The sequence below is a fragment of the Candidatus Lokiarchaeum ossiferum genome, from assembly GCA_025839675.1.
Lineage (GTDB): Archaea > Asgardarchaeota > Lokiarchaeia > Sigyniarchaeales > Promethearchaeaceae > Lokiarchaeum > Lokiarchaeum ossiferum.
In genome coordinates this window covers 3116669-3142600 of record CP104013.1, presented here as the reverse complement: position 1 = coordinate 3142600, position 25932 = coordinate 3116669, and the positions used below count along the sequence as shown (strand labels likewise).

General features: G+C 33.6%; 30 protein-coding genes and 2 tRNA genes. 23 read left to right on the top strand and 9 right to left on the bottom strand.

The genetic code is table 11. The annotated features are described in order from the left end of the window. Positions 1-99 precede the first annotated feature (99 nt). The 7 genes from NEF87_RS13330 (at position 100) to NEF87_RS13300 (ending at position 4395) form a co-directional block, all read left to right on the top strand. Positions 100-209 (top strand) — tRNA-Met (locus tag NEF87_RS13330). A 153-nt stretch (positions 210-362) separates the two neighbouring features. Beyond that, complete coding sequence (locus tag NEF87_RS13325; protein ID WP_371801941.1) at positions 363-1190, top strand: hypothetical protein; 828 nt, start codon at positions 363-365, stop codon at positions 1188-1190. Between the two features lie 58 nt (positions 1191-1248). Then, a complete protein-coding gene (locus tag NEF87_RS13320) occupies positions 1249-1662 on the top strand; it encodes a translation initiation factor IF-2 subunit beta (RefSeq protein ID WP_371801940.1) in 414 nt (137 codons plus the stop codon). Positions 1663-1696: 34 nt separating this feature from the next. Continuing rightward, positions 1697-1993, top strand: a complete 297-nt coding sequence (locus NEF87_RS13315; protein WP_371801939.1) for a DUF424 domain-containing protein — start codon at positions 1697-1699, stop codon at positions 1991-1993. 27 nt (positions 1994-2020) lie between these two features. Continuing rightward, positions 2021-2950, top strand: coding sequence for an NMD3-related protein (locus tag NEF87_RS13310; protein WP_457916191.1), 930 nt, complete (start codon positions 2021-2023; stop codon positions 2948-2950). A 7-nt stretch (positions 2951-2957) separates the two neighbouring features. Further along, complete coding sequence (locus NEF87_RS13305; protein ID WP_371801937.1) at positions 2958-3746, top strand: serine protein kinase RIO; 789 nt, start codon at positions 2958-2960, stop codon at positions 3744-3746. A gap of 67 nt (positions 3747-3813) precedes the next feature. Continuing rightward, positions 3814-4395, top strand: a complete 582-nt coding sequence (locus tag NEF87_RS13300) for a KH domain-containing protein (RefSeq protein ID WP_371801936.1) — start codon at positions 3814-3816, stop codon at positions 4393-4395. Between the two features lie 10 nt (positions 4396-4405). Here NEF87_RS13300 and ftsZ read toward each other — a convergent pair whose 3' ends face one another. The 3 genes from ftsZ to NEF87_RS13285 all read right to left on the bottom strand — a co-directional run bounded on the left by ftsZ (position 4406) and on the right by NEF87_RS13285 (position 8192). Further along, positions 4406-5548: a cell division protein FtsZ gene (gene ftsZ / locus NEF87_RS13295; RefSeq protein ID WP_371801935.1), complete on the bottom strand. Its 1143-nt coding sequence runs from the start codon at positions 5546-5548 to the stop codon at positions 4406-4408. Between the two features lie 99 nt (positions 5549-5647). Beyond that, entirely contained in the window at positions 5648-6898 is a 1251-nt protein-coding gene (locus tag NEF87_RS13290) for a hypothetical protein (RefSeq protein WP_371801934.1), read from the bottom strand. After that, positions 6885-8192, bottom strand: a complete 1308-nt coding sequence (locus NEF87_RS13285) for a glycosyltransferase (protein ID WP_457916190.1) — start codon at positions 8190-8192, stop codon at positions 6885-6887. The genes NEF87_RS13290 and NEF87_RS13285 overlap by 14 nt, the downstream gene beginning before the upstream one ends. A 76-nt stretch (positions 8193-8268) precedes the next feature. Between NEF87_RS13285 and NEF87_RS13280 the strand changes: the two genes are divergently transcribed. The 5 genes from NEF87_RS13280 (at position 8269) to NEF87_RS13260 (ending at position 12624) form a co-directional block, all read left to right on the top strand. Then, positions 8269-8751, top strand: coding sequence for a hypothetical protein (locus tag NEF87_RS13280; RefSeq protein ID WP_457916189.1), 483 nt, complete (start codon positions 8269-8271; stop codon positions 8749-8751). 114 nt (positions 8752-8865) lie between these two features. Beyond that, on the top strand, positions 8866-9243 hold the full coding sequence (locus NEF87_RS13275; protein ID WP_457916188.1) for a hypothetical protein: 378 nt from the start codon (positions 8866-8868) through the stop codon (positions 9241-9243). Positions 9244-9677: 434 nt separating this feature from the next. Next, the gene (panB, locus tag NEF87_RS13270; protein ID WP_371801930.1) at positions 9678-10607 is read left to right on the top strand and encodes a 3-methyl-2-oxobutanoate hydroxymethyltransferase; all 930 of its coding nucleotides are present in this window, start codon (positions 9678-9680) and stop codon (positions 10605-10607) included. A gap of 55 nt (positions 10608-10662) precedes the next feature. Next, a complete protein-coding gene (locus NEF87_RS13265) occupies positions 10663-11631 on the top strand; it encodes a DUF72 domain-containing protein (RefSeq protein WP_457916187.1) in 969 nt (322 codons plus the stop codon). A gap of 24 nt (positions 11632-11655) precedes the next feature. Then, entirely contained in the window at positions 11656-12624 is a 969-nt protein-coding gene (locus tag NEF87_RS13260; RefSeq protein ID WP_457916186.1) for a ketopantoate reductase family protein, read from the top strand. Positions 12625-12628: 4 nt separating this feature from the next. Here NEF87_RS13260 and NEF87_RS13255 read toward each other — a convergent pair whose 3' ends face one another. Next, positions 12629-13249 carry a hypothetical protein gene (locus tag NEF87_RS13255; RefSeq protein WP_371801927.1) on the bottom strand — a complete coding sequence of 207 codons (621 nt, stop codon included), beginning with the start codon at positions 13247-13249 and terminating at the stop codon, positions 12629-12631. A 116-nt stretch (positions 13250-13365) separates the two neighbouring features. Between NEF87_RS13255 and NEF87_RS13250 the strand changes: the two genes are divergently transcribed. The 4 genes from NEF87_RS13250 to NEF87_RS13235 all read left to right on the top strand — a co-directional run bounded on the left by NEF87_RS13250 (position 13366) and on the right by NEF87_RS13235 (position 16419). After that, positions 13366-13869 (top strand): hypothetical protein, encoded by a 504-nt coding sequence (locus tag NEF87_RS13250; protein ID WP_371801926.1) that lies wholly within the window; start codon positions 13366-13368, stop codon positions 13867-13869. Positions 13870-13907: 38 nt separating this feature from the next. Next, the gene (locus tag NEF87_RS13245) at positions 13908-14531 is read left to right on the top strand and encodes a hypothetical protein (RefSeq protein WP_371801925.1); all 624 of its coding nucleotides are present in this window, start codon (positions 13908-13910) and stop codon (positions 14529-14531) included. An 81-nt stretch (positions 14532-14612) separates the two neighbouring features. Further along, complete coding sequence (locus NEF87_RS13240) at positions 14613-15350, top strand: hypothetical protein (RefSeq protein ID WP_457916185.1); 738 nt, start codon at positions 14613-14615, stop codon at positions 15348-15350. Between the two features lie 121 nt (positions 15351-15471). Next, a complete protein-coding gene (locus NEF87_RS13235; RefSeq protein WP_457916184.1) occupies positions 15472-16419 on the top strand; it encodes a transcription initiation factor IIB in 948 nt (315 codons plus the stop codon). A 393-nt stretch (positions 16420-16812) separates the two neighbouring features. On the opposite strand, the gene NEF87_RS13230 is transcribed toward NEF87_RS13235, so the two are convergent. After that, positions 16813-16962, bottom strand: coding sequence for a DNA-directed RNA polymerase subunit P (locus NEF87_RS13230; RefSeq protein WP_371801922.1), 150 nt, complete (start codon positions 16960-16962; stop codon positions 16813-16815). A 357-nt stretch (positions 16963-17319) separates the two neighbouring features. Continuing rightward, on the bottom strand, positions 17320-17775 hold the full coding sequence (locus NEF87_RS13225) for a hypothetical protein (RefSeq protein ID WP_457916183.1): 456 nt from the start codon (positions 17773-17775) through the stop codon (positions 17320-17322). A 150-nt stretch (positions 17776-17925) separates the two neighbouring features. Between NEF87_RS13225 and NEF87_RS13220 the strand changes: the two genes are divergently transcribed. The 4 genes from NEF87_RS13220 (at position 17926) to yjjX (ending at position 22741) form a co-directional block, all read left to right on the top strand. Continuing rightward, positions 17926-19188, top strand: coding sequence for an HD domain-containing protein (locus NEF87_RS13220; RefSeq protein ID WP_457916182.1), 1263 nt, complete (start codon positions 17926-17928; stop codon positions 19186-19188). Positions 19189-19305: 117 nt separating this feature from the next. Continuing rightward, a complete protein-coding gene (locus NEF87_RS13215) occupies positions 19306-21510 on the top strand; it encodes a phosphoadenosine phosphosulfate reductase domain-containing protein (protein ID WP_457916181.1) in 2205 nt (734 codons plus the stop codon). Between the two features lie 75 nt (positions 21511-21585). Continuing rightward, complete coding sequence (locus NEF87_RS13210) at positions 21586-22113, top strand: Rab family GTPase (RefSeq protein WP_371801918.1); 528 nt, start codon at positions 21586-21588, stop codon at positions 22111-22113. Between the two features lie 46 nt (positions 22114-22159). Further along, on the top strand, positions 22160-22741 hold the full coding sequence (gene yjjX / locus NEF87_RS13205) for an inosine/xanthosine triphosphatase (RefSeq protein ID WP_457916180.1): 582 nt from the start codon (positions 22160-22162) through the stop codon (positions 22739-22741). Here yjjX and NEF87_RS13200 read toward each other — a convergent pair. Continuing rightward, positions 22738-23121, bottom strand: a complete 384-nt coding sequence (locus tag NEF87_RS13200) for a hypothetical protein (RefSeq protein WP_457916179.1) — start codon at positions 23119-23121, stop codon at positions 22738-22740. The two genes, yjjX and NEF87_RS13200, sit on opposite strands and share 4 nt — an antisense overlap. Before the next feature lie 101 nt (positions 23122-23222). Between NEF87_RS13200 and NEF87_RS13195 the strand changes: the two genes are divergently transcribed. Both NEF87_RS13195 and NEF87_RS13190 read left to right on the top strand, forming a co-directional pair. Further along, positions 23223-23465, top strand: coding sequence for a DUF2116 family Zn-ribbon domain-containing protein (locus NEF87_RS13195; protein WP_371801915.1), 243 nt, complete (start codon positions 23223-23225; stop codon positions 23463-23465). Positions 23466-23505: 40 nt separating this feature from the next. Then, positions 23506-23844: a hypothetical protein gene (locus NEF87_RS13190; protein WP_457916178.1), complete on the top strand. Its 339-nt coding sequence runs from the start codon at positions 23506-23508 to the stop codon at positions 23842-23844. Positions 23845-23931: 87 nt separating this feature from the next. Here the strand turns inward: NEF87_RS13190 and NEF87_RS13185 are convergent. Together NEF87_RS13185 and pyrH are read right to left on the bottom strand one after the other, a co-directional pair. After that, positions 23932-24065: transfer RNA gene (locus NEF87_RS13185), tRNA-Leu, on the bottom strand. An 85-nt stretch (positions 24066-24150) separates the two neighbouring features. After that, positions 24151-24867 (bottom strand): UMP kinase, encoded by a 717-nt coding sequence (gene pyrH, locus NEF87_RS13180; RefSeq protein WP_371801913.1) that lies wholly within the window; start codon positions 24865-24867, stop codon positions 24151-24153. Positions 24868-24935: 68 nt separating this feature from the next. On the opposite strand from pyrH, the gene NEF87_RS13175 reads away from it, so the two are divergent. Further along, positions 24936-25928: a GHMP family kinase ATP-binding protein gene (locus NEF87_RS13175; RefSeq protein WP_457916177.1), complete on the top strand. Its 993-nt coding sequence runs from the start codon at positions 24936-24938 to the stop codon at positions 25926-25928. Positions 25929-25932: the final 4 nt, after the last annotated feature.

Below are 25932 nucleotides of genomic sequence, written 5' to 3'. Positions count from 1 at the left end.
AAAATAAAATGAATTTAAAGGTTACATCTTTGATCCCAACTAACCGTAAATCTTTTTAGATGTGCTTAATTCATTAAAATATCTTTGGATAAATACCAAAGCGGGATGGGCTAGATTATAAGGTGTTTCACTTTATAAGTCAAATCTGGTCTAGGCTGCAGGGCTCATAACCCTGAGATCGGGTGGTTCAAATCCTCCTCCCGCTACCAATTTCTTTATTGTTGCCTTATGAGTTCACATTACATCATCGCATAACTCAGCAATGTTTAAGCTAAAAGGCAAGTAAAGGTATTTTTGGGGAAATATATTTCTTTTTATTATCCTATATTCTAATAGACATATTAACAAAAATTATGATTTCTATGAGTTACAATAACGCTCCTTCCAATACGAAGTTCAAACGACATCCTGCAAAAAGAACATTCATTGGTGATTTAATTGAAGGCCAATGGAATGATGAGGAGAAGATACTTTCTACCAGGTACGGAAATTTAAAGAGGGTAAGATTGTGTGGAACCTTGATCAATAAAAAAGAGGTTGTGGAACAGAATTCGGAAGATTCTTTTTTAGCTGAGTCTTTTGAATCTAATTCTCGTTTATCATTTCAAATTGACGATGGAACAGGCCAATTGTGGGGAACTATCTGGGGCATCGAACAAAATGAGTATGATCATTTGTTGAAGGGAGATTTAATTGATTTTGTAGGAATCGTACGATTTTATAAGAGTAATGTTGCGGTTACTGCCGAATTTGTGCGGAAAATTAAAGATCCGAACAATTTAATCTATCACAACCTTGAAGTTTTGAGAAAAAGAAAATTAGACCAAAGTTTTGAAATATCTAAGTCTCCCCAAAATGATTTTACTGATTTTGATTTTAATCCTACGGAAGAAAAAACCATTCCAAATATTCAAGAATTTGAATCTCAATCACCCCCTCCAATGAAAATTAATCCAGTTAGGGATCAAGTTATAACGAAGTCAAATGAATCTGCTGTATTTGATAATCTAGATCAAAATGATCAAATTGTTGATTATATATTGAAACAAGATTCTGGCGATGGAGTGTCAATAAAGCAAATCGCTGAGCATTTTTCCATAGAGATAAATCATTTACAATCGATCTTAGAACAATTATCTCAAGATGTTCGAATTTATAAAAGTCAACCTGGGCACTATTCTTCCTACTAAAAAAAAACCTTAACTAGAAATAGAAAATTTTTTTGCTGATTATATATTTATTATAGTAATGTCAGAGGATGAAGAATATTTAAAATTACTCGACCGAGCTTTTGCAAAAATCCCCAGTGGATTCCATGAAACTGATCGATGGAAGATTCCTATTGCAAGATTGGAATATGAAGGTAAAAATACAATCCTTCTTAATTTCAAAGAAGTAGTAGATAGTATAAAACGGGATGAAAAACATTTTATCAAAAATATTTTACAAGAAGTTGGAACTGCTGGTGGAATAAAAGGAAATAAAGCAATTTTGAAAGGAAAACAAAAGCTTAACACAATAAATCGGTTGATTAAAAATTATTGTGAAAAATATGTAATCTGCGAGACTTGTGGAAAACCAGATACTGTTATTGTCAAAGAAGGAAGGGTACATTTACTAGTTTGTCAAGCTTGTGGAACCCGACATCCTGTGAAGCTTTAATTTTTTCTTTATTTACTTAATGAGCGTTTTATTTATGAATTGCTATTTAAAAATACATTCACGTTTTGATAATATTGTTGTTGGAGTCTGCGATGAAGACTGTTTAGGAAAGATATTAGAAAAAGACAAATTTCGCTTCAATGTTTCAGAAGTTTTTTTTAAAGATCAACTTGTATCACAAGAAGAGGCAGTTAAAGTATTGAAAAAGGCCAGCAATTTCAATGTTGTTGGAAAAAACATTATAGATGCCTTAATTGAAAAAGAGATTATTCATAAAGATGGAATAATAGCAGTTGATGAGGTTCCCATTGCAATCAAATTTTTATTTTAAAAAAATTCTCCCCTAGAGGTTATCAATATGAAGTTGCGCAGATTTTGTTCAAAATGTGGTAATAGGTTTACTGCCACCGATAAAATATATGAAGGCTTTATTTGTGAAAAGTGCACGGGCAAAAAGCCTATCGAATCAAACCTACCCGGAAAAATTCAACTTCGACAATGCGTTCATTGCAAAGCATTCTCTTTAAAAAAAGATGATCAAGAATTTGAATGGTGTTATCAACCAAATGATGAACCTGCTATTGATTTTCTAACTAGAATTTTGTATGAACGAATTTTTATTCCTCTGGAAAAGAAACATAATCGAAATTATGAATTGTTTTTTGAACAAGAATTAGATATCCATAAAGATTTTGATATTAATTTAGTTGTACGCACCAGTTCTAATGATGTAATTAATACTGCTGAAGAGTCCATAAGAATCAGAAGAAAAGAGATTCACTGTCCCTATTGTGCCAAAAAGAAAGGGGGTAGATTTGATGCGATCGTTCAAATTCGGATCCAAAGTCCGAGAGATAAATTAAAGTTAGATGAGCTAATGTTTGAATGCAAAAAAATTGAAGATACTGAGAATTTTCAAAGGATTCAAAATTACATCTCAAAAATATCTTATACTATAAATGGATTTGACTTGATGGTTAGTACCAATGCGATGGCAAGAGTTTTAATTGCAAAATTAAGAGGAAAATATCATTTTGAAATTAAAATTTCCAAGAAACTGATTGGAGTAGATCAAGAAAAAGGATCTGACCTTTACCGATTGACAACACTTCTTCGGCTTTTGCCAGTAGTTCCTAAGGATCGTATAAAAATAGAACAAATGGATTATATAGTAAAAAAAATAACTCGAAATAAAGTGGTTTTACAAACTGAAGATGGCGGTAAAGTAACACAAGTGAATTATGATATCTTTCAGAAAAAGAAGTGGACTCTCATCGACGAGGAATGAATTTAAGATGGATAACGAAAAAATTCAAGATCGAATGGATCGAAAACAAGATAAACAACGAGAAAAAACAAAAAGGAAAACGGAAGAACATTCTGCTTTTGGTGGTGTTTTCGACAGTTACACTTCAATTAACTTGAATAAAATGATGGCAAAAGGAATAATCCAAGAATTTGTTGGAATCATATCTGCTGGAAAAGAAGCAAACGTATATTTTGCCTTGGGTGAAGAAAATATTCCTCTCGCAGTCAAAATCTATAAAATCGATCCTCAAAATACCAAATGGATGAAGAACTATATAATCGGAGATCCTAGATTCAAGAAAATCGGAACTTCAACACACAAAATAATTTATACTTGGTGTAAAAAGGAACTTAAAAATTTAAAACAAATGGAACGACATGGAATTATTGTACCCAAGCCATTGATTAATCGAGATAATCTTTTGGTAATGGAATTTATTGGAGAATCAAATGGTTCTCCTGCTCCACGACTTAAAGATGTTAATCATTTGGAGGATCCAAAAAAAACCCTCGATTTTGTTATAAATCAAATTAAAAAAATGTACATTGAAGCCCATTTAGTTCATGGGGATTTAAGTGCTTTTAATATTTTATATTTTAAGGGTGAACCAATAATTATTGACGTTTCTCAAGCAGTTTCAGTCTATCATTATAATGCACCAGTTTTTCTAAAGCGAGATATAATTAATGTGCTTAAATATTTTGAGCAATTTGTTTCCAAATCGGATCTTCCTGATGTGAACACATTAGTTCAAGAAATTCTTTCAGAATCTTAATTTTGTTTTCTTTCAAATTTCTATTTTAATCAAAAAAAATTTAATATTTGTTTCATATATTGTCGTAATGTCATTTGATTTGGGTAGGTTACCAATAGCAATTGGAAAAAATGGGGATACAAAAAAAAAGATTGAACAACTCACTGGTACCAAAATCACAATAGATAGTACATCAGGGGATTATCATATTGAAGTAGATCCCGAAGCTTCTTCGAAGGATGGACAAAATGAACTCGATGCATCTGGTGTGCGGGTTTATACAACAAATCATATTTTAGAAGCAATTAATTTTGGTTTTAACCCTGATAAAGCATTAAAATTACTCGATAGTGAAAATATATTAGAAGTTATTGATCTGGAAAGTATTTTAGGCCATTCAGAAAAACGATTGAAGAGAATCAAAGGGAGAATAATTGGTGACCATGGAAAAATCCGAAATTCTATTGAACAGTTTAGCGGAGTGTTTCTTTCCATATATAAGAAGCATTTGGCATTAATTGGGGAATTTGATTCCATTAAAATTGCTAAAAAAGGGATAAATATGATTATCCAAGGTTCTGCTCATAAAACTGTTTTAGCTTATTTACAATATGAACATCAGAAAAAGAAACAAGAAGACTTTACAAAAATCTGGAAACCTACATTATAATTTTTTTGGGTTAAAATAAATTTAAATTTTCTTCATTAATTGAGCGGATTTCACTTATATTGAAAAACTCATCTGCTAAATTTGGTCTGGTTCTCCCAGATTTGCCTGCAAAATCCGTTGATAAAAATCTGTTATTTGAATTCCCTAACAACTGAGACGATTTTACACCCGTTATTAATAACATGACCCTTACTGCTCCAGTCATATTTGGATCGACCCGCGCTCCCCAAATCACCATTGCGTTAGGATCCATTCGTTCAGTCACTAAATTTGCAACTTTTGTTGTTTCTACCAAAGTAAGATCATCACCACCTGTGACATGAATAAGAGCACCTTGAGCTCCTGAAATATCAAATTCTAAGAGAGGTGAATTTAACGCATCATCAATTGCTTCTTCAATTCGATGTTGGGGATCATCACCTTCTCCAATCCCCACGATTGCTACCCCTCCAGATGTAAGGATTGTTCGAATATCCGCATAATCTAAATTGATCAACGAGGGAAGTGATATAGTCTCAGTAATTCCTTTAACCATTGTGGCCAAAACTTCATCTGCTAAGCTAAAAGCTTCTGTAATAGGTAGATCTGCAGCTATTTCAAGGAGACGGTTATTATCGATCATAACAAGAGTATCTACAAAATTTCGAAGAATCTTAACACCTTCTTTTGCTTTTTGAATTCTTCCCATTTCCGCTTCAAAAGGCATCGTGATAACTCCGACTACGATAGCACCATTATTTTTTGCTATTTCAGCAACAATCGGTGCACTTCCTGTACCCGTACCTCCTCCCATCCCACAAGTGATAAATACTAAATCCCCTTTTCTAAGCAATCCTGTAAGATCATTTTGAGATTCTTCTGCAGCAGATCGACCAATGTCCGGTTGTCCTCCCGCGCCTAAACCGCGTGTGAGGTTTTTTCCAATCAAGAGTCTTTCATGAGCCTGGATTGCATTTAGATGTTGTTGATCGGTATTGATCGCTATGCAACGAGCTCCTCGGATTCCAATTTTCATGAGGCGATCAACAGTATTATTCCCAGCACCACCACATCCAATTATAATAATATTTGCTTGTCCAATTCCTGGTTGCTGTGAAGAGAATGGAGCTCGTGATTGTTTTGGTATTTCAACATGAGAAAGAATTCGTTTCATTGTTTAATCCGATCCTAATTCCGATCTATATACAATGAGGATGGAAGAATTAGATTATTATTAGTGATAATATCGTGATATTACCTTTTCGAGAAAAAACTAGTGAATAGAAAAATCGGATTGGACAGCATTATCATGAAATATCTCAATGTCATTTCCATCAATAAACAAAATTGAAGGTAAAATATATGGAAATCGGGTAGACCATGTTAATGCATATGCCCCTACATTTGCAATAACTATAATGTCATCCGCTGCTATATTTCTGGTAAAATTATAATTTTTTATCAAAATATCTTGATCTGATGGGATTATTCCCATGAAATCAATAGGCTTATTAGGTTTTTCATAAATTCTCGAGGCATTGTAGAAACGTAATGCGGATTTCATAAATTTAGGAATCATATTATTTCCAATTTCTAAAAATGCTGTTGCTGTAGCTTCATCATATTTGTACACTTTCGTCAAACAAAAACCGATATCTCCAACCAAAAATCTCCCAGGTTCATAAAAAATTTGACAGTGAGCACAATTTCCAATAATTAATTCTTTCTTAAGCTGTTCCAATATTGAGAGAAGTTGATTTTTCTTTAAAGTGTCTGCATTTGGAAATCCACCTCCCATATCAATAATCTCGGTTGAAATTCGAGCGATTTGCTTCAGATCATTCACTGTCTTTATAATAAATGCAATATTCTTTTGAAAATTCTCGAGGGTTTTCATCCGGGTACCCATATGCGATAATATACCTTTCATCAAAATATTCGGTGAATTATCAACAATTTCTTTTAAATTCAATAAATTCTGCTTATTTAAGGCAATCCCTTGACGTCCAGTATATTTTGGGGATTGGAATCTTACCAATATTTTTTGAATATATGAAACATCCTTGTTTTTATTTGTAATTTCATTTTGGATTCTTAACAAATCTTCAAGATCATAAACTACAATATATCCTACTTTATGTTTGACTAATTCTTTGAGAAAATCATCTGGTAAGTAAGGTCCACCTGCAATAATTTTATCCATTGGAAAATTTATTTTTTTTAACGAGTTGAATTCTGGAATTCCAACAATTTCAGCCCCAAAATCTGCATTTTTAACAGTTTCTATGATAGGAGAAAAGAAATTGGCTTTCATGGAATAAAATCCTTGGGCTTTCGGAAAAACTTCAGAAAAACACCATGAGATTTGTTTAATATTAGCACGTAGTTTATCTAAGAGGAATACAAAGGATGGGGTCTTTTTTTTGCTTATAATATCTTGAATTTGAAATTTCCCGAGATGGAGGATGTTTTCTCGAATATTAACAAATTTGTTTCCGTAGAGGGCATTTTTAGTTGTTTTCATTGAGTTCCCTTGAGTTGATTAATTTTTGATATATTTTCAAAGTTTGCTTGGCAATTATGTCCCAGCGATTTTGTTCTTCCACTTTATTTTGTCCTTTTTTACCCATCGTTTGGGCTTTTTCTGGATTATTTATAAGATCAAGAATAATTTTCTTTAGAGCCTTGGGATTATCAAATTCTACTAGTATTCCGTCTTCTTGATTATCAATGACTTCATGCATAGCAGGGATGTTCGCAGCAATAACGGGTGTGCCACTTGCCCAAGATTCCAAAAAGACAATTCCATAGGCATCTGATCGGCTGGGCATACAGAAAACTTTGGCCAGTTGAAAAGCTCCGATTTTCTTTTTATCATAAATTCCGGTAAGATTTTCTGGTGTTAAATTAAGAATTTGAGCTGCGGGATATTTCGATTTAATTTTCTTAACTGTATAATTAAAAGCTGTTGTAGGAGGTCCAATAAATATGAATGATATCGCCGAATTTTCCTTAATAATTAAAGGAATTGTATTTAGGAGTGTTAATGCTCCTTTTTCATAGTTCTTATAACCACAGAATAATACCACAGGATTCTCAATCGAATACAATCTGCGAACCAATTTTTTATGATCCTGTTGAAATCGTTTTGAATCTACACCCATTGGAAGAACATGGATTTTTTCTTCCAAAACTCCATTTTTGATCATGATCATCTTTTCATGATTTGTACATGCTAAGATTGCATCAAATTGATCAAGAATTTTATATAATTCCTGGTTTTTATATCGAAAATTATTCTCATGTAAAAATGGAGTCACACAAGTTGGAATTTTCATCTTTTTCCCTAAGAGCAAGCAATATAGAAGAGTTGTATATGGTAAATAGGTACAATGCATGATTTCTGGCTTGAAATTGTATAGTATCGATTTATTTTGGTTATTATTAAGGAGAAATTGATTTAATTCTGGTATTATTGGACCATTATCCATTAAGGGTTCAATAGTTTCAGAAGATAATTTTAACATTTTATGGCATAATTCGTATAATTCTTGCTCTTCCTCCGATTTTTCTTGAACCATTCTTTCCAAGGGATGAGTCCGATACCGTTTGATCTGCAAATTCTTATATCGAGAAAAAAATCTATGGTTTGGAGCAACGATTTTCCCCTTTCCTTTTAAACCTGCAAAATCAATCGCGTCTGTTGTAATGAATTGAACTTGATTATTTTGCAGTTGTTTCCTTTTCAATTCGCGACCTAATCGTTCTAGGTAAAAATCTCCTCCAGAAATGGCAGGATAAAATCTTGTTGGAAACATTAAAATTTTCATCGAAATAATCTATCTTTGTAAATTTTTTATCGGATTTTTTATTTGTGCTTTTGAAAAAAAATTCATGCTTCCTACAGCTATAAGCCTTGATCTTGATCGAATTCACGTCATCAATTTTAAAATATTTTATACAAACAATCATCTCGGTTGGATTCAATTTATTGAAAACAAAATCAAAACTAAACTTAAATTTGTTCATATCTATGAAGATCGGCTTTTTGTTTTCATTGATCCCGATAAGTTTGACCGAGCAAACCGTCAATGGCATTATTACCTTAAAAGTCGGCGTTATAGAACAATGTACCATGTTAGATTGATTAAATTCTCTCAGAATCTCTCTCAATTAATCAAAAATTGGTATGTCAATATTAAGGAATTGAAAATTGACATGGAATCAATTGGTTCTTCATATCAAATAACTATTACAGCTCCAAAAAATTTACGACAATTTGTAATAGGGAAAAATGGGGTTGAGATCGAGATGCTCGCTTCTTTTCTTGATAAATGTATTGCAGGAAAACAAAATTACCAATTGAAGATTTGTTGAATCATAATTTGAAATTATTTTTTCTAAAATTGTTTTGATGGTTTAGTAAATTTATTTGAAAATACTGCCTAATTTTATAACTTTAAATCAACAAAAAAATATGGTTAATTACTAATGGATATTTTTTCAAGATTAATGAAAGAAGGGAAATTAACCGCCTCACTCATTAAGGAATTTGAAGAGGAATATGGGAAACTTTTCTATAAAGCGCTTGAATTTCTACAAAAAAGTGGCCCAAAAATCAAAAAACATACTTTTTTCCCCTCCAATTTAGAAATGTGGACTGTTCAGGGTGCTAAACGTAAATATGTCATTTATCCAGATATATTTTGTCAATGTCAATCCTTTTTATTGACATCTATTTATCGGAAAAAAAGTTTTCATTTCTGCAAGCATTTGTTAGCGCATAAAATAGCTCTGGCGTTGAATCAATTTGAAATAGAAGATTTACTTGATTCTGATTTTTTTATATGGTCAAAGGTTCTTAAATAAAGCAACGACAAAAAACGTCTTAATCGCTAAATATTACTATTTTATCTATTTTAATTAAGGTGTAATTTTGAATCTAATTGCGAATAAAACCGATAAAAACCGCCAAATAGTATTATTTAACAAAAAAATTTGATCTTTGGAATGAAAAATAAAATCTGACATTAATCGACAAAATACGATAGATATTACTATTTAAAAATATGTTGCACGATCATTGACAAAAATCGACAAAAATACTACTATTTATGAAATGAATTGATCTATTGAATTAATAGATAAATAATTTAATATTGGTTATAACATCGTGATATCATATTTTGCACCTCGATGAATAAAATGGTTGCAATTATTTTAGTATATACTAGTCCGAATTATACAAGTCTGAATTATGAAAAAGCTCTGAGTGCAAAAGTATTTAGTTATTAGTGGTTCCTATGAAAAAAATTTCTACCCTTGATTTCCTTTCCATGAAAGAAAATAATGAAAAAATAACAATGCTAACTGCATATGATTATAGCATGGCTCGAGCTTTTGATTCCGCTGGAATTGACGCCTTGCTTGTGGGTGATTCTATGGGGATGGTCATTTATGGAGAAGATTCAACCCTTCATGTAACAATGGAAGACGTAATTCGACATACTCAAGCCGTTTCCCGTGCAGCCAAAAGAACCATGGTGATAGCTGATATGCCATTTATGAGTTTCGCCTTACCTGAAGATGCGGTCCGGAATGCTGGACGTTTTATTAAAGAAGGGCGTGCTGACGCTGTAAAACTAGAAGGGGGAAGGGAACGAGCCAAGAGCATCAAAATGATGACAGAATGTGGTATCGCAGTTATGGGTCATATTGGTCTAACACCTCAATATATGCATCAATTAGGAGGTTTCAAACTCCAGGGAAAGAATGCTATGGCCGCAGAACGACTCGTTGAAGATGCCTTAATTTTGGAAGAAGCGGGTGTATTCGCAATTGTATTAGAAATGGTCCCTTGGCAAGTTGCCCAAGAGATCTCAAAGCATATTAACATACCTACCATCGGAATTGGTGCTGGAGTGGGGTGTGATGGACAAGTTCTTGTAGCTCAAGATATGTTGGGTTTTTCCGAGACAAAACCTTTTAGATTTGTAAAACAATACGCCAAAATTTGGGATATTCTTGTAAATTCAACTTCTCAATATATTGCTGACGTAAAATCTACTCAATTTCCCACTCAAAATCATAGTTTTTCCATTGAAGCTGATGAATATCAAATGTTTAAAACCAGTCTAGCAAATAATCCTAAAGTGATTCGTCATTCCAAAACAAAATCCCAACATCATTCCAAAACTCAAGAAAAAGATTTAGGAAAGATATATGGAAATTAATTTTTTAAGTCTCTCTCCACCTTTTTAATAAAATATTTGTTTAAGTGACCTAGAGATGAGTTTGGAACCACCAGCACAATTTTTAATTGGGACATGCGGATGGAGCTATAAAGATGATTGGAAAGGTATTTTCTATCCAGATCACTTAGTTGCATCCCAATTTCTCGAATATTATTCCCAAATATTGCCAACAGTTGAAATAGATTCCAGCTTTTATCATATCCCTTCTAAAAAAACAGTTTTGAATTGGTGTCAAAAAACACCGAAAACATTTAAATTTAGTGCAAAATTACCGCAGACGGTCACTCATAGGGCAAAATTGAGTTTGCAAAAGCAAGAGATGATAGAGGATTTACATCTCTATCTCACAAACATGCTTCCCCTTGAAAAAGAAAGTAAATTATTGGCCCATCTCATCCAACTTCCTCCTACGTTTTCGGAGTTAAATTTTTCTCATAATTTGGAATCGTTTTTAAATTATTGGAATGAATGGCGAGAAACAAAAGGAAAAGAACTATGTGGATCCTCATTTACTAAGGAATCATTCCGTCCAGTGGTAGAATTCCGTCATAAATCATGGATGAAGGAAAAAACATTTGAACTTCTTCGCAAGTATAATGTAGCCTATTGTGCTGTTGTTGAACCTCTCCTTCCACCGGTAATGGAAATTACACGAAAAGACCTTTTTTATCTCCGCTTTCATGGATACGGAAAGAAACCTTGGTGGAATTACAATTTTTCTCACGAAGAATTAGCTCATTGGGCATCTGAGTTAAATGAAGTTTATTCTCAAAATCCTCGGATTACTCATGTAGGGTATTTTAACAATCACTTCAGCGGATATGCTGTAAAAAATGCTATGGATATTTTGCCTGAGATGAATCTGAAACCAATTAAGGATCAAGAGGTTGTAAATTTGCTGTTTTCTGAGAAATTTACCTCAAAGAAAACAAGGAAAGCAACTCAAAAATTATCTCATGTGCAAAAACAAAATCAGAAACTTGATAGATGGTTTAAAGATTAATAAAGAATCTTGGTTAAGGATATAATGAATATGAAATTTTTAATTATAGGGGCGGGTAGCATAGGATCTTTTTTTGGGGCAAAACTTGCTTTGTCAGGAAATCAAGTATTGGTTTATACTGATAAAAAAACTTCTAATTATTTATTAAAACATAAATTAAAGCTACAGGATATTGGAAAAACGATTCACGAAGTAGAAAATTTTGCCCTTGCCTCGCCCCTTGAAAAATTATTAAAGGTAGATGAATCAAATCTCCCAAATTTATGTATAATTTCTGCAAAATCCTACGATCTGGATTCCATTTGTATAGTGTATAAACCTCTCTTATCAAAAATGAAATCTCTAGTTCTTTTACAAAATGGACTTGGCAATGAGGAAGTTGTTTATACTCATTATCCAAACATGCATATTTATCGGTTGATTACTTCAAATGGTGCTTATTTATCTAGTAATGGTACTGTTGAACATCGCGGTGCAGGTAAAACTTTTCTTAGCCCTTGGTATCCAAATTCCACAGATGAAGCACATTCAATAGCAAAGGAGATGAAAAATTTCGTAGATGCATTAAATTCTGCTGGAATACCAACCACCATTGCAACGAATTCTCACGCAGAAATATGGAAAAAAGCATTTATCAATATTGGCATTAATGCGATTGGTGCTTTAACTGGTCTCGCTAATGGATCAATAATCCAAGTGAATGAACTTACCCAATATTGTGAAATGGCAGTTCAAGAAGCAATCAATGTCGCTAAACTACTCGGAGTGCAGTTGCAAAATGAAAACTATTATCTTCAGGATGTTTATAATGTTATTCATGCCACCTCGGCAAATAAAAATAGTATGTTGCAGGATTTTATACGACGCAACCCCACCGAAATTGAGTTTTTGAATGGAAAAATAGTTATCTTGGGAAAAAAACTCGGGGTTCCAACTCCGATAAATGGACTATTAACCGCCCTAATTAAAGGGAAAGAATTTTCCCAAAAATAGAAATTTACTTGTAATCTTTCTCGTACACTACCCAACTGGCTCTTCTTCGTCGAACTTGAAAATCATGATCTAACTGTGCAACAATAACATGTTGAGGATCGCCGTGAATATATGATACATCCACAACAGGTTCCTTTGCATCTAGGACTAGAGCTTTTGGTACTGGCATTAAAATTGGGATGTTCCCACAGATTTGGCATTCAATCATGATATAACGTGTATCTTTTGTTTCTTTTTTTGCTAATTCCTCCAATTTTTCAGGGCTGACATCCAAAACAATTGCTTTTTTTTTTGGAGGTGCTGGTATACTTAAATTCAGATTTTCTTTTGACATTATGGGATTCTTCCCTTTTTTGGTTAAGTTGGGTAATTTTGGAGCAGGTATCGATATATTCAATGGAGGTAAAGATGGTTTCGAAGGTTTTCTTATGGATTTTTGCGGTGGTGTTGGTATTGCGTTTTTTTTCTCCTTCAACTGTTCTTTATTATTTGTGTAGTGGTTTAAAATATGTTCAATTGTATCATTCCAATGATATACTTTTTTTGAATTTTCATTCAATTCATTTTTTAACGCGTTCATTCGCTTCCATAAAACACTGTTGATCGAGATGGTTTTTTTTGACATTGGTTTTATTAAACTTCCACTTTTACAACTTGAATTATTGTTTCTTTTTATTTGATAAAAATTTTTTTCATCGTACTTCTTATGATAACTTACATTTCTTTTATGGTTATAAGATCATGAAACATATAAAACTCCGGTCTTTCCCTACTAAATGTCGGAAATGTGGCCAATCGGTTCTATTTTGGGAAAGTACAAAAGGTGCAAAAATCTTTTTTGATTTACCCATATATGGACGACCCTTTCCTCATCATTGTCCTGCTAAACAGCGTAAGAAATTTGAAGTGAAAGAAACTTATCAGGATCATAAGTTAAAATCTTTGGAAAAAATTACCTTTACTTGTCCAGTGTGTGGAAGAATTCTTGATTCGGAATCAGCATTAGAATTACACATAAAAAAACTTGTTAAACAAGATGATCGCCATGATAATTTTTTTAATCAAGTACTTGATTTAATTTCATGGGATGACCAGAATCTTTCGCAAGCTCCAAACATGGATATTGGTCAATATAAAACCAAAAATAAGCTGGATACTCTTCAAGATCGGTTTATTTTAAAGACGAAAGATCCCAACGATAAAAAAAAATTTGAAAATTTATTAAGGAGAAAGCGAATTAATTAAATAGGAGATTAAGTCGGAAATACGGAGATCGTTAGAAAATGCCAATCGATTTTGAAGGAATTATAAACGAATTATTTAACAAGGGAATTGTCATTGCCGCTGTTGTGGCTCGAAAGGATGGAGAAATTGTATATATTTCATCAAATTGGTCGGTAGAGCCGAGTGATATTGCACAATGTATAAAAAAGTGGTTAGCGCACGGTCAATTTGTAAAATTTCAAGATATAAAGTATTCTCTTTTATTGAATACAGATGAATATTTTTCTGGAGTCAATTTTAAAGAGAGATCCTTCCTTCTTGGAGCTGCCTCTTTAGATGAAAATGATAGATATTATGTTCTTGGATATGCTCCCCCTGGCGTCGATGGGAAAAGCGCTTACGTTGATGTTGTAAGAGCTGCTAATCAAATGAAGGAAGGTGGAACTTATCTTGATCCTAATGCACAGTTGGGGAAATATGATGATGCCGAAGTTGTTGGTGCAAGTGCGAGTGGTGGAGGGGATTCAGCAGTAAAACAAGAGATTGAAGGATTCCTATCATGGATAAAAGATCCTAATGGTTTATCTGGTTATATTCAATATTATCTTGACCAAAACGATCCTACTGTACTCGCAAAGTTGAGCAAAGCCTACAGCGATTTTCGTCAAGTTTTTGGTTTTTAAAAATATAATCTTTTTTTTCACTTTCACTCCCTTTTGGTAAACGAAAATTTTATCTGAGGAATTGATGAATTTATATTCAAGATGGTTTTGAATTTATATAAAATTACTGAAGATGAAATTCTATCTGTGGACACGGTTTCACCTGAAGATATCATTCTGATTTCCAATTCAGATAATAAGCGACTCTATCTATATCGAGGTCCTTATAGCCTTTCTTATAACCAATTTCAATCTGACATCTTGTATGAAAGAATTGTTAATAGGTTTTTAAATCCCAATATATTTGTTCTTTCTAATTTAATAAGTGAAGATCCAACTTCTGAATTAAATTCGGTAAAAAAATTTATTCAAGAGCATTATCAAAATCTTGGAGCCTATAAGTTCAAACACCTGTTGAAAAACATATTCTTACTCCAAGGTATTCGTAATCGCGTCCTACTTTTTAAGAATTTTGAAAATTCTCATCCATATCGCTCTCGAATTTCCAATACTTCCAAGATGTGGCGATTTGGTCTAATGAATCTTCTTTTATTGGGGTTGCTAATTGTGATCATGGTGCTAACACTTGTCGTTGGGTTAATTCCTGAAATAGCTGGAAGCACTTCAAGTGAGTCAGGTTCATTTTGGCTTGAAAATTTAGCCTTCATTTTTGGAATTACCATAATAGTTTTAACAATTTTATTTATCGTGAATTTATCATTTGTAATTAATCCCTTAAAATTTCCCATTAAACCTGATGCTCTGGAATCAATGTTAAAAAAAGAGGGGATAAAGAAAATGGAAGAAAAGCATACTCGTCCAAAAAAAATTGAACAATAATTATCCTAAACAATTTAAGTTTTTTCCATAAATCGGCGGAGAATTTTTCTATTAATTCATAATGGCGGGTATTTTTTCTACAAATTTTATATGTCAGATCTTTTTCCGTTTAGTTATTGAAATGGATATCGAAAGAAAAAATCGTTGCTTAGACGACGTAAATGACAATTGTCCAGAATGTGGTTCCTTCAATTTATTGTCAGATCAATGCCGGGGGGATTTGATCTGTAGTAGTTGTGGATTGATTTTAGAATCAAATGCAATTGATCAAGGGGCAGAATGGCGTGCGTTCAATTCTGCAGATATGAATAAAAAATCACGGGTTGGGGCTCCTTCTTCACTATCAATACATGATAAAGGATTGTCAACTATTATTGATTGGCGAGATCGGGATGCCTTTGGCAATAAATTATCTCCTAAACGAAGAGCGCAAGCTTATCGTCTTCGTAAATGGCAAGTACGAATGCGAATTCATTCTTCAATCGATCGAAATCTAGCTTTTGCAATGAGTGAATTAGATCGCCTTTGTTCACAAATTGGAATTGCCAAAATCCATAAAGAAACTGCAGCCTTAATATATCGTCGAACTATTGATATGAAATTGATTCGGGGGCGCTCTATTGAAGCAATGATTGCAGGTTCTATATATGCGGCTTGTCGTATTGCTCGAATACCGAGAACTTTAGATGAATTCGCAAAAAATTCTCGCATCAATCGTCGGGAATTAGGGCGGTGTTATCGATTGATTTTACGGGAATTAAAACTCAAAATTCCTACTGCGACTCCAACAAGATTTATTTCTAGGTTTGCTAATGACTTGAAAGTTTCAACGCAATCTCAACTAAGTGCCATCAAGATCTTGAAAGAAGCTTCCCGTCGAGGAATAACTTCTGGTAAAGATCCTTGTGGTTTAGCTGCTGCTTCTATATATGTGGCTGCTTTTCAACATGGGGAGCGAAAAACTCAAAAAGAAATTGCTCGTGTTGCTAATATTACTGAAGTAACAGTCCGTAATAGATATAAGGAATTGATTAAACATCTCAATATAACTATGAATCCTCTTGAATAAACCTTTTTTCCAAATTTTATTTGCCTTTGTAAATGGATCAATATATTTTTGCTCGTTCAAATTTTTCTACGGTACGCATTATTTATGGAAGGCACAAAACCAATGTGACAACACATTTCCATTTGCGGCCACCGTTCAGAAAATTATCGTGATACTAAATCATGCTACATTAGATTAACTCCACATGCTAGCCAACTCTTCACATTTTCAACTAACTGCGAAAATTCCTTGCCGAGCTAAGAAACCCCCGATCTAAAGCACCCTTTATATTATTTTATAATCCTCACCGAAGAAATTGAACCAAATTTTCAGTGAACATAGAGTTCTCAAGTCAGTTCTACTTGGATTTAGGGTGATTAATGCATCTGGATTTCCAAAAAGGTAAAAAAAATTTTAAACTGCTTTTACGCGTTTTATAACCTGCGGACGTTTCTTGAACAAGATACGATATCCGCAGTGAGGACACTTAATCCCAGGTAATTGGTTGAGATTTTCTTGGGTGACAGTTCGTTGACAATCTTTGCTAGCGCAGACATATACCATATGTTTTCGTTCTCCTTGAGTGTAGAATAAGTTCGGAGGGTAAATTCACCGATTCACCCGAATGAAGGGAGAAGAAAACAGAGGGTGAAATCAAGAATGACCATCCGATTATTAACTATAACAAGAAGGGGTAAAAGAAAAATTTTGCGATCGAGGTGAAAAAGAGGGGATCGCAAGTGGGAACAAATTTTTCCGAGTAACTGGTCCAAGGGGGGTTTTAGGGGGTTTCACGAGATGAAGAATTTTTGGATCGAAAACCACACGATGTGGACACTTGACATTTTGATAGTGCGTGAAATCGCTTGAAATGACCGGAAAAAACCTAATTTGCCACAAATAGATGCAAATGTGCAAATATTACATGATAATCAAGATATCGGTAAAATTTGATTCTTTCTCAATAATTTCTTGTAATTTAAGTTTATAATCTGTTTTTTCCCGGATTTTATTTTCTTGGACAATTCGAGGCCATGCTCCCAAAAGTTTGTAACGTCCATCTTTTATTTTTCCGATTAAAATGCCCTGCTTAAGATTCTGTCCATCCAGATTCTTTTCGGTGTATAGGACGGCAATAAATTGGGTGATATCAACTTTGGAAGCATTGCCCATAGGAATGATTTCTTGAATATTACTGAAGGAGTGGGCTAACTTTTTTCGACTTTTCTCATTAATTAAAAGAAGAAAATTTGGAAAATTCTCTAAAAACACTTCCGAAGCGTCATTGAGAAAGGTTAAATTGATAAGATCGTGATCATGTTTTTTGATACCTTTAAAATAAACTTTATAAATGAAATTATGCTCTTCAACTGCCATGAAAAAACCACTTAATATTATATTTAACCTTGAACATTTAACACTTTTTTGTATCTCTGAACTTCGAAAATGTGATCGAATCATTACATCAAAATAAAAAACGTATAGGTATATAAGAAATGAAGTAACAAATTTACATAGAGAATAGTGATGAATAAAATCCTCAAAATCAATGATCCAATTCATGGATTTGTCCTTTTTCCGAGTATTATCCAAAAAATTGTGGATTCAAAAGAGGTTCAAAGGTTAATGAGGATTCGTCAACTTTCTGGAACAAATCATGTATTTCCAGGGGCTAATCATACTCGTTTTGAACATAGTTTAGGTGTTGCTGCACTAGCTCAACGCTTAATGAGAAATATGCGGGATTTACATAATGTTGAGCTAACAACGGATGACATTAATGACTGCATCGTCGGCTCCTTGTTACATGATTTAGGCCATGGACCATTTTCACATAATTTTGAAAGTGTACTGGTAGAACAAGGCAAGGATCATGAAGATTTTACTGATTGGATCATTAAAGATTCTGAATTGGGTGATACACTCTCGGATTTAAGCTTTGAGAAAGATTATATAGCTCATATAGCCACGGGAAAAATGCAAGAGAGAGCCTATACCAAAGGTTCATTATTAAGTCAAGTTATAACCAGCGCAGTCAATGTCGACTCGATGGATTATCTCCTACGTGATAATTATCATTGTGGGACAAAAGGAAGACCTGTTGATGTGGACCGTTTATTAATCTCCATAGATGAAGTGGATGAAGGATTTTTGGGTGTAGACATCTCTGCATTAATTGCATTGGAAGGGTTCTTGCTTTCACGAATCAGTTCTTTTCGGACTATTTATTTTCATAAAACGTGCCGAGCGGTTCAATTAATGCTTGCAGAAGGGTTTAAAACGCTTAATCGGGAACTAGGGTTACTCAAATTTAAAACTCCGGATGATTACACTAAGTGGGATGATTACACTTTGTGGACCGAATTGATAAATCATCCTCAATCCAAAATACTCATGAATAAGATTAAACGACGAGAATTACTAAAATTATGTTTTGAAACCCGTATAGAAATGTCAGAATTCAATCTTCAAGAGCAAAAATTGAAAAATGCTTTATCTGAAGCCTCTGGTATTGCGGTCGCAGATATTTATATTGATCTCCCCAGTAGTCCCAATGTTCCCTATAATCATATCAGTCAAACCAGACCAAACGAGATTTATGCTTTTAAACGATTATCAAATGGTGAGAAAAAGCCAGTTAAGTTGGAGGATTATTCCCTTTTTTTTAATCAATTTAAGGGGCATTTAAGACTGATCCGAATCTATACATGGACCGCTTTTCGAGAAATTTTGCAAAAAACTGCTATAAGGTTGCTAAAAGACGAAAAAATACAATTTTATTTGGTTTGATTCAGTCTTTTTCTAAAAAACTTCAACTTGAAATGAAGAATTTTCAGTCCAAAAAAAAATGTTATGGTGTAAAATGATTAATTTTTTTTCTCTTGGCGTTTTTTCTATAATATTATTATGGGTTCTCGAAATAATTCAGCACGTCCAAACTATCCCCGGAAAAAACGTAAAGGGAGAATGAAAATCCCCTATCTTGGTAAAGTATCTCTATTTTGGTGTTCAAAATGCAATTTACCCCTATTAGATCACCATGCTTGTGGTCTCTGTGGTAATCAAGGGATTAAGGTTAAAATTTCACCTCCTGGAGATGTTCGTCCCGCATTTTGGAAGGATTATGCAATATTACAAGAAACGGTTAATCGTCAATATGGAAAAGGGGTTGGATCAGCACTGTTCTCCGAGAATCAAATTGTTCTTTTAAGCCGAATTGGGGGCTTAGATCGAACGGATGAAGTTGTATTGAACGGTGTTGTAATCGGATTACTTATATTCAATATTGTCACTCAGATGTTTGAATTTCAGCCTCGGGTTGCTGGTGGAGATTTGATTTTTTTTCTCCAAACAAAATTGTGCATTCCTAAAACTCAACAAATCTGGGTAAAAGAAGATGCATTACCCTTTATTCAGACTGGGAAATCAATTCTCGCGCCAGGAGTAAGTTTTGTCTCACCTTCGATTAGAAAAGATGATTATGTCTTAATAATAAAGAATGATTCTGTAGAAATTGATAAATCAATGTGTGTTGCGATAGGTATTGCGCGAGAAGATTCTACTCTCCTTAAATCCATGGTGAAAGAGAATTATGGAAGTATAGCAAAAAATAAGGCTTATAAAAAAAACGGATCTTGTTTCCCATATGAGTTTTTTCACCCTTTTAATAATATATCCCCTGAATCTGTGATGAAAACTGAGGCTCTAATTGTTAATAAAGATGAATTTTTAGAATATATTTTCCAGAATTTGAAGAAAACTCATGAAGCAAATGCTTCAGGAATACTTCGGGAAATATCCAAGGCTACATCGTTTATTTCAAAAACTCTAAATCAGATAAGTAAACCAGTTGCTGTTGCGTATTCGGGTGGAAAAGATAGTTTAGCAACATTATTACTCGCCTGGAAGGTTTTAGGACCGAATTTCAAGATATTTTTTGCAAATACTGGTTTAGAATTACCTGAAGTAGAAGAAAATATCTTCCAAGTTGCAAAAGCATTAGGAATGGATGATAAATTAATAATTAAAGATGCCTCAGATACTTTTTGGAAGATTGTTGACTCTTTCGGGCCTCCGGGGAGGGATTATCGATATTGTTGCCATAGTCTAAAGGCTCAACAAATTACTGAGATCATTAATACCATATATAATGGTGAGAAAGTTCTCACATTTTTAGGACAACGACAATATGAATCCCTTACTAGGGCTCAATCCAAGCTAGTCTACGTGAATTCTTTTATTCCACTCCAAATCGCAGCAACACCCATAAAAACCTGGAATGCATTACTTCTCTGGCTATTTGTCTTATTCGACCCTGTAATTCATCCAGATACTCTGGAAAGAATTGAAGTACCAAGTAATCCATTATATTTTGAAGGACATGAACGTTTAGGTTGTTATCTCTGCCCCGCGGCAAATCTTGCTTCTTTCAATCTTTTAAAGTCATCTCACCCTCAAATGTATGCTCGTTGGTTTAGTTATTTGGAGGATTATGCTTTTAAATATAAACTTCCTCAAGAATGGATCAGCATGGGACTCTGGCGATTCAAACGTTTAAGTCCTCAATGGAAAAATATTGTCGAAGAGCATAATATCCAATTGGATTATACTGGAGCGGATCCTTCTATGCCCCTTCATTTGGATATAACGAAGGGATTTTCTCCTTGTTTACAATCGGGGTATTCTATGAAGGGCAAATTCTCCCAACCGATTGATCTAAATATTCTAAACAATATTTTACCTGCAGTGACCAAAGATTATGAATTTGATTCTGATCTGAATGTCATCTCTATTAGTTCACAGTTTAAAAAAGAATCTTATCGTTTGAATCTATTTCCGGATGGAAGTTTTTTCCTTTTAGTTCCGAATCAGCAATTTTCCTATGGACAATTCTTTAAACTTATAACCACTTCAGTTTTACGTGCAATTTATTGTAATCAGTGCAAAACTTGTATCAGTATATGTCCAGTAAAAGCTATCAAATTGAATGATATTAATATTAAAATTGATACTGAAAAGTGTACCAGTTGCAAAAATTGTGTGACGCACTGTCCACTTTTTCAAATGGGAAAGAAGCTTATTGATGATTTAAATATGACTGATCAAGGATGAAAACTATTTAGCCAAACAAATGTTAAAACTATTAGTTAATATTTTTCTCGAATAGATGTCTGAAGTGATATAAAAGTGTCGTCAAATTGGATCTTTAAAGTTGTAGTCGCGGGTGCTGGGGGAGTTGGAAAGACTGCCTTAATTGAACGATATGTAACTGGGTCGTTTATTGAAGATCATAAAATGACCATTGGAGCTCAATTTAGCGTGAAAGATGTTTCGTTAGATACAGGCGAGCACGTAAGAATGCAACTTTGGGATTTTGCTGGTGAAGAACGATTTCGCTTTTTATTAGGTGATTATTGTCGTGGGGCCAGTGGGGCATTTATCTGTTATGATGTCACTGATTATGCGACATTTGAAGAAATTCCTGAATGGTTACGGATAATTCGAGAAAATGCTGGGATGGTTCCAATTACTCTAGTTGGGAATAAGTATGATTTAGAAAACCACGAAGTAGATATTAATGTTGCAGAGCAATATGCGGAAAGTGCCAGTTGTTTGATGAATGTGATGTGTTCTTCCAAGCTAAACCTTAATATTGAACCAATGTTCACTGCTATGAGCAAATGGTTAATATACTATGCTCAACAAGTAGAGTAATTGTATTAATTTTGTTCTTTTTATACTTTTCCTGAGGTTAGAAAAAATGTTGGTCTTTGTAGGGTCTACTAATCCTGTCAAAATTAATGCAACCAAAATCGAATTTGAACATGCTTTTCCTCAAGAATCAATTAAAGTCGTCGGGATAAAGGTAAAATCCAATGTTGCAGATCAACCCATTGGTCTGGAAAAGGTAACTCAAGGTGCAATTAATCGTGCAAAAAATGTGATGCAAGAAGCTAAAAAAGATTATTTGTCTGAGTTTAGCTTCCATAATGAAATATTTGCTGTAGGGATTGAAGCGGGATTTGTTCCAATACCATCATCTATATCTGGTTATTTAGACTTTCAATTCTGCGCTATTGTGAACTCTGAAGATAGACTCTCACTTTCATCTGGATCAGGCTTGGATTTTCCTCCGAAAGTGGTCAAATTATTGTTAGATAACCCCCAAATAGAATTAGGAGATGTTATGGGACAATTGTCAGGTGACAAAAATATTAAACATAAAGAAGGTGCAATAGGATTCTATAGTCAAGGGCGCATAACTAGAACCGATATCACGCGACAAGGTGTTCAAATGGCTTTAATTCCGTTTATCAACAAAAAAGAATATTTCAATGGTTAAATTTTATTATTTCCTTTGCTTATTACATCTTCAATGGCCTTATTTACCGCTTCCATTGTGGTTTTAATGATAATTTCTTGCTTAAAGTCTTTTTCTACCAATAAAACTAAAGATAGTACAGGTTTTTTTAGATGTTTACTCGCATTTCTCCCAATTGCGTTGGAAAGCATTGAATTTTTCATTCCAAAGATATTAAATGGGGAACTAGTGGCTTTAGTTCCAAATTCCGTTGGTGGACTAGATAAGGTCACGGTTCCTATGCCAAATTGTTCTTGATCCGTAACCATAAGTAGATAGCTATTGTTTAGGGAGACAAAAGTTGCTTTTACAACGAAATTTTCAAAAATTGCCATTCCTTCTCCTGAAATATTAATTGACATTATAAAAGTAAAATGATCGGTCTATATTAAAAATTCATTTTCAAGATTATTCATTATCTGAAAGTTAAAAAAATATCATAACCTTAGACTTTTGAAAATAAATGCCCGAATTAAAGAATAAAACTTGGAAAGAATCGCTAAAATCACGCAAATATGATGAACATAAACATTGTATGGTATGTGGAAGAGCTGTTCCTATGGATAGGGATTTTTGTACCCAAGATTGTAAAGAAAAGTATTCTAGCGCAGATAAAAAGAAAGGTCGATCCAGCACAATTCAGATTGTTGTGTTAGTCGTTGTTATGATATTTACCATGCTAGTCGTCCCTCGACTCCTAGGATAAAAGGAAAATTTTTTTTAATTTTCTGATCGAGACAATATTTATGAGTCACCCATCCCGCAAATCGTCATTTTACTTGACAAAGCTATTTGGAAGCAGTGTGAATATTAAAATTCTCGAAATTTTGCTGAGAAATGCCTTGGAAGAACAAATTGAAGGCAAAACTTTGTGGAGGAATTTTTCTAATATTGCTTCACAAGCAAAAGTTGCAAAAAGTAGTGGAAAAAGGATTTTAGATCAGCTATTGCAAAATGATTTTGTTGAGGAGAAGATAATTGAAACCCATGCTCAGAGCCCACCAAGAATGGTTAGATTAAATTCTGAGCATCCTGCTGTTGTAGAATTAATATTTTTCTTTAAAAAAGTTCGAGGATTTCTTTGATCAATTCTTCGTCCCTACTGTTTTATAAGTTTTTTTTAGTACCTATTTCAAAATTTTTAGAGAGATGTTTAATGTTTTAAAAATAAGTGCAGGGAGTGCGATTCGAACGCACGTACCCCTACAGGACTGGATCTTGAGTCCAGCGCCGATAGTCCTCCAAAAGAGTGTGACGCTAAATTTTTTGCGCCTATAGGAGATTGACCAGGCTTGGCTATCCCTGCAAATGAAAAAAAATTGCGTTTAAATAAACTTATGGTAATTAAAGTTCCATTGTTTTTATTTTTTCTGAAATGATCCCTTTCGTAGTTATAAGGAGTGGAGGATTTTGGTGCCAATGAGATTCTCAAAGTCTTCCTCAACTAATAGCTGTTTTAATTCTTCGAATTTTTCCCCATTGATGAGTCTGACAGCTAAACGACTTCGTTTTAAAATTTGTAAAGACACTGCATCAAAAATGCGGTATTCACCCGCTGCTGATTGGGAACTGCCCCCTTCCCCATAAATCACCTCTTCTAATTTTTTGATACCAATTTCGTCAAATTTAGAAGCAGTTGGAAATTTATTTGGGTCTTTATCGTATATTCCATCAACATTTGTAAGAATTAAAACATCAGTTGCTTTCAAAGCTTCTGCCATTTCAAAAGTAACTGATGTTGTGCTTTGTCCTGGGACAAATCCTCCTGCTACTAAGATTTTATTCCAGAGTGTTGAAGATCGAGCTTCTTTTAAGTTAGTTATAGGTTCAGGGTATGCTTTATCCTCCAAAGCAGCTATCAAAAGCCTTGCATTGAGACGAGAAACTTCGATACCAAAAGTATCACAGAGAGATTCCCCAGCATCAAGTGCACGTGCTGCATTAATATATGTACGTGCAATTTTTCCTCCGCCAACTACTACTGAAACAACAGATTTTGCGTTTTTTAATATTTGCGCAAAATTTTTAACGATTTCTTCACGAATTTCTAAGTTTTTATCAAAAAGCAATGATCCACCGACTTTTAACAAGATGCGTTTATTAGACATGATATAAATTTAAGGATGTTCGGATTGAAAATATTCTTTTTTGTTCCCAGATACTTTTCTTTGACGATATGAATTCAACCAAAATAAAATCTTCATCAAATAGAGTAGAAGTTTGGGTACCTCTTCGAATTTCTGGTTTTTTTCAGATGCAAGATCCATCTAATCAACACGAATATAGAAATTCAGATGATTTTGTCAAGATTGGTTCTCGTGGGGGCGGTCCCGCTTTAAATGCTTTTGGAAAAACTGTTATCATTCGACAGAAGTACTCTGAATCTCATCCAATTCCTAATAAGATGCAATATTCTATTTTCATTGATGGAATTGATTGCACATCAAAAGCTAATACTTCTCGAAGTGCTATAGAATTGATGAAATCATACCTAAATGGTACGGATTCGCTGATAGTATATCACACTTTTGATTTGCCTCAAGGTTCTGGCTATGGTTCAAGTGGTGCCGGAGCCTTGGGAATCACTTTTGGTTTAAATAAGTTGTATAAATTGGGATTATCTAATGATGAACTCGGAAAATATGCTCATATTGCTGAAGTAATGAATCATACTGGATTAGGTACTGTTGGAGGGCAATTTGTTGGTGGATTAAGTATATCTTTACAACCAGGATTTCCTTTTAATATGCAAAAAATTGAGATTCCGTCAGGAATTCGTATCGTAGTTGGTTCATTTGGGCCCATTTCAACCAGGTTTATATTAACTGACACAAATTACAAACAACTAATTCATTTGAAAGGAAGAAAAGCAATGAAAAGGATGAAAGCGGATTTTTCTTTATTAAATTATATGTTTGTCTGTAAAAAGTTTCTAATAGAAACCCAGCTTTTAGAACGCCTCAATTTAATGGACCTAAAATCTTTAATCTCTGCTCTAAATCAGATTTCACATTTTGGTGCAAGTATGAATATGTTAGGGAAATCTGTTTTTTGTATCTGTCACTCAAGTGAAGTAGAAGCAGTTAAAAAAGAATTCATGCGGTTTAGTTCCATTGTTGCTCTTCAAATTTTAAAAATTTGTGATAAAGGACCATTTTTTATTGAATGATGAG

Excerpts from the sequence above, each read along its gene's own strand:
- NEF87_RS13325 (WP_371801941.1), top strand. The coding sequence starts at position 363 with ATGAGTTACAATAACGCTCCTTCCAATACGAAGTTCAAACGACATCCT.
- NEF87_RS13320 (WP_371801940.1), top strand. The coding sequence starts at position 1,249 with ATGTCAGAGGATGAAGAATATTTAAAATTACTCGACCGAGCTTTTGCA.
- NEF87_RS13315 (WP_371801939.1), top strand. The coding sequence starts at position 1,697 with ATGAATTGCTATTTAAAAATACATTCACGTTTTGATAATATTGTTGTT.
- NEF87_RS13310 (WP_457916191.1), top strand. The coding sequence starts at position 2,021 with ATGAAGTTGCGCAGATTTTGTTCAAAATGTGGTAATAGGTTTACTGCC.
- NEF87_RS13305 (WP_371801937.1), top strand. The coding sequence starts at position 2,958 with ATGGATAACGAAAAAATTCAAGATCGAATGGATCGAAAACAAGATAAA.
- NEF87_RS13300 (WP_371801936.1), top strand. The coding sequence starts at position 3,814 with ATGTCATTTGATTTGGGTAGGTTACCAATAGCAATTGGAAAAAATGGG.
- ftsZ (WP_371801935.1), bottom strand. The coding sequence starts at position 5,548 with ATGAAACGAATTCTTTCTCATGTTGAAATACCAAAACAATCACGAGCT.
- NEF87_RS13290 (WP_371801934.1), bottom strand. The coding sequence starts at position 6,898 with ATGAAAACAACTAAAAATGCCCTCTACGGAAACAAATTTGTTAATATT.
- NEF87_RS13285 (WP_457916190.1), bottom strand. The coding sequence starts at position 8,192 with ATGTTTCCAACAAGATTTTATCCTGCCATTTCTGGAGGAGATTTTTAC.
- NEF87_RS13280 (WP_457916189.1), top strand. The coding sequence starts at position 8,269 with ATGCTTCCTACAGCTATAAGCCTTGATCTTGATCGAATTCACGTCATC.
- NEF87_RS13275 (WP_457916188.1), top strand. The coding sequence starts at position 8,866 with ATGGATATTTTTTCAAGATTAATGAAAGAAGGGAAATTAACCGCCTCA.
- panB (WP_371801930.1), top strand. The coding sequence starts at position 9,678 with ATGAAAAAAATTTCTACCCTTGATTTCCTTTCCATGAAAGAAAATAAT.
- NEF87_RS13265 (WP_457916187.1), top strand. The coding sequence starts at position 10,663 with ATGAGTTTGGAACCACCAGCACAATTTTTAATTGGGACATGCGGATGG.
- NEF87_RS13260 (WP_457916186.1), top strand. The coding sequence starts at position 11,656 with ATGAATATGAAATTTTTAATTATAGGGGCGGGTAGCATAGGATCTTTT.
- NEF87_RS13255 (WP_371801927.1), bottom strand. The coding sequence starts at position 13,249 with ATGTCAAAAAAAACCATCTCGATCAACAGTGTTTTATGGAAGCGAATG.
- NEF87_RS13250 (WP_371801926.1), top strand. The coding sequence starts at position 13,366 with ATGAAACATATAAAACTCCGGTCTTTCCCTACTAAATGTCGGAAATGT.
- NEF87_RS13245 (WP_371801925.1), top strand. The coding sequence starts at position 13,908 with ATGCCAATCGATTTTGAAGGAATTATAAACGAATTATTTAACAAGGGA.
- NEF87_RS13240 (WP_457916185.1), top strand. The coding sequence starts at position 14,613 with ATGGTTTTGAATTTATATAAAATTACTGAAGATGAAATTCTATCTGTG.
- NEF87_RS13235 (WP_457916184.1), top strand. The coding sequence starts at position 15,472 with ATGGATATCGAAAGAAAAAATCGTTGCTTAGACGACGTAAATGACAAT.
- NEF87_RS13230 (WP_371801922.1), bottom strand. The coding sequence starts at position 16,962 with ATGGTATATGTCTGCGCTAGCAAAGATTGTCAACGAACTGTCACCCAA.
- NEF87_RS13225 (WP_457916183.1), bottom strand. The coding sequence starts at position 17,775 with ATGGCAGTTGAAGAGCATAATTTCATTTATAAAGTTTATTTTAAAGGT.
- NEF87_RS13220 (WP_457916182.1), top strand. The coding sequence starts at position 17,926 with ATGAATAAAATCCTCAAAATCAATGATCCAATTCATGGATTTGTCCTT.
- NEF87_RS13215 (WP_457916181.1), top strand. The coding sequence starts at position 19,306 with ATGGGTTCTCGAAATAATTCAGCACGTCCAAACTATCCCCGGAAAAAA.
- yjjX (WP_457916180.1), top strand. The coding sequence starts at position 22,160 with ATGTTGGTCTTTGTAGGGTCTACTAATCCTGTCAAAATTAATGCAACC.
- NEF87_RS13200 (WP_457916179.1), bottom strand. The coding sequence starts at position 23,121 with ATGTCAATTAATATTTCAGGAGAAGGAATGGCAATTTTTGAAAATTTC.
- NEF87_RS13195 (WP_371801915.1), top strand. The coding sequence starts at position 23,223 with ATGCCCGAATTAAAGAATAAAACTTGGAAAGAATCGCTAAAATCACGC.
- NEF87_RS13190 (WP_457916178.1), top strand. The coding sequence starts at position 23,506 with ATGAGTCACCCATCCCGCAAATCGTCATTTTACTTGACAAAGCTATTT.
- pyrH (WP_371801913.1), bottom strand. The coding sequence starts at position 24,867 with ATGTCTAATAAACGCATCTTGTTAAAAGTCGGTGGATCATTGCTTTTT.
- NEF87_RS13175 (WP_457916177.1), top strand. The coding sequence starts at position 24,936 with ATGAATTCAACCAAAATAAAATCTTCATCAAATAGAGTAGAAGTTTGG.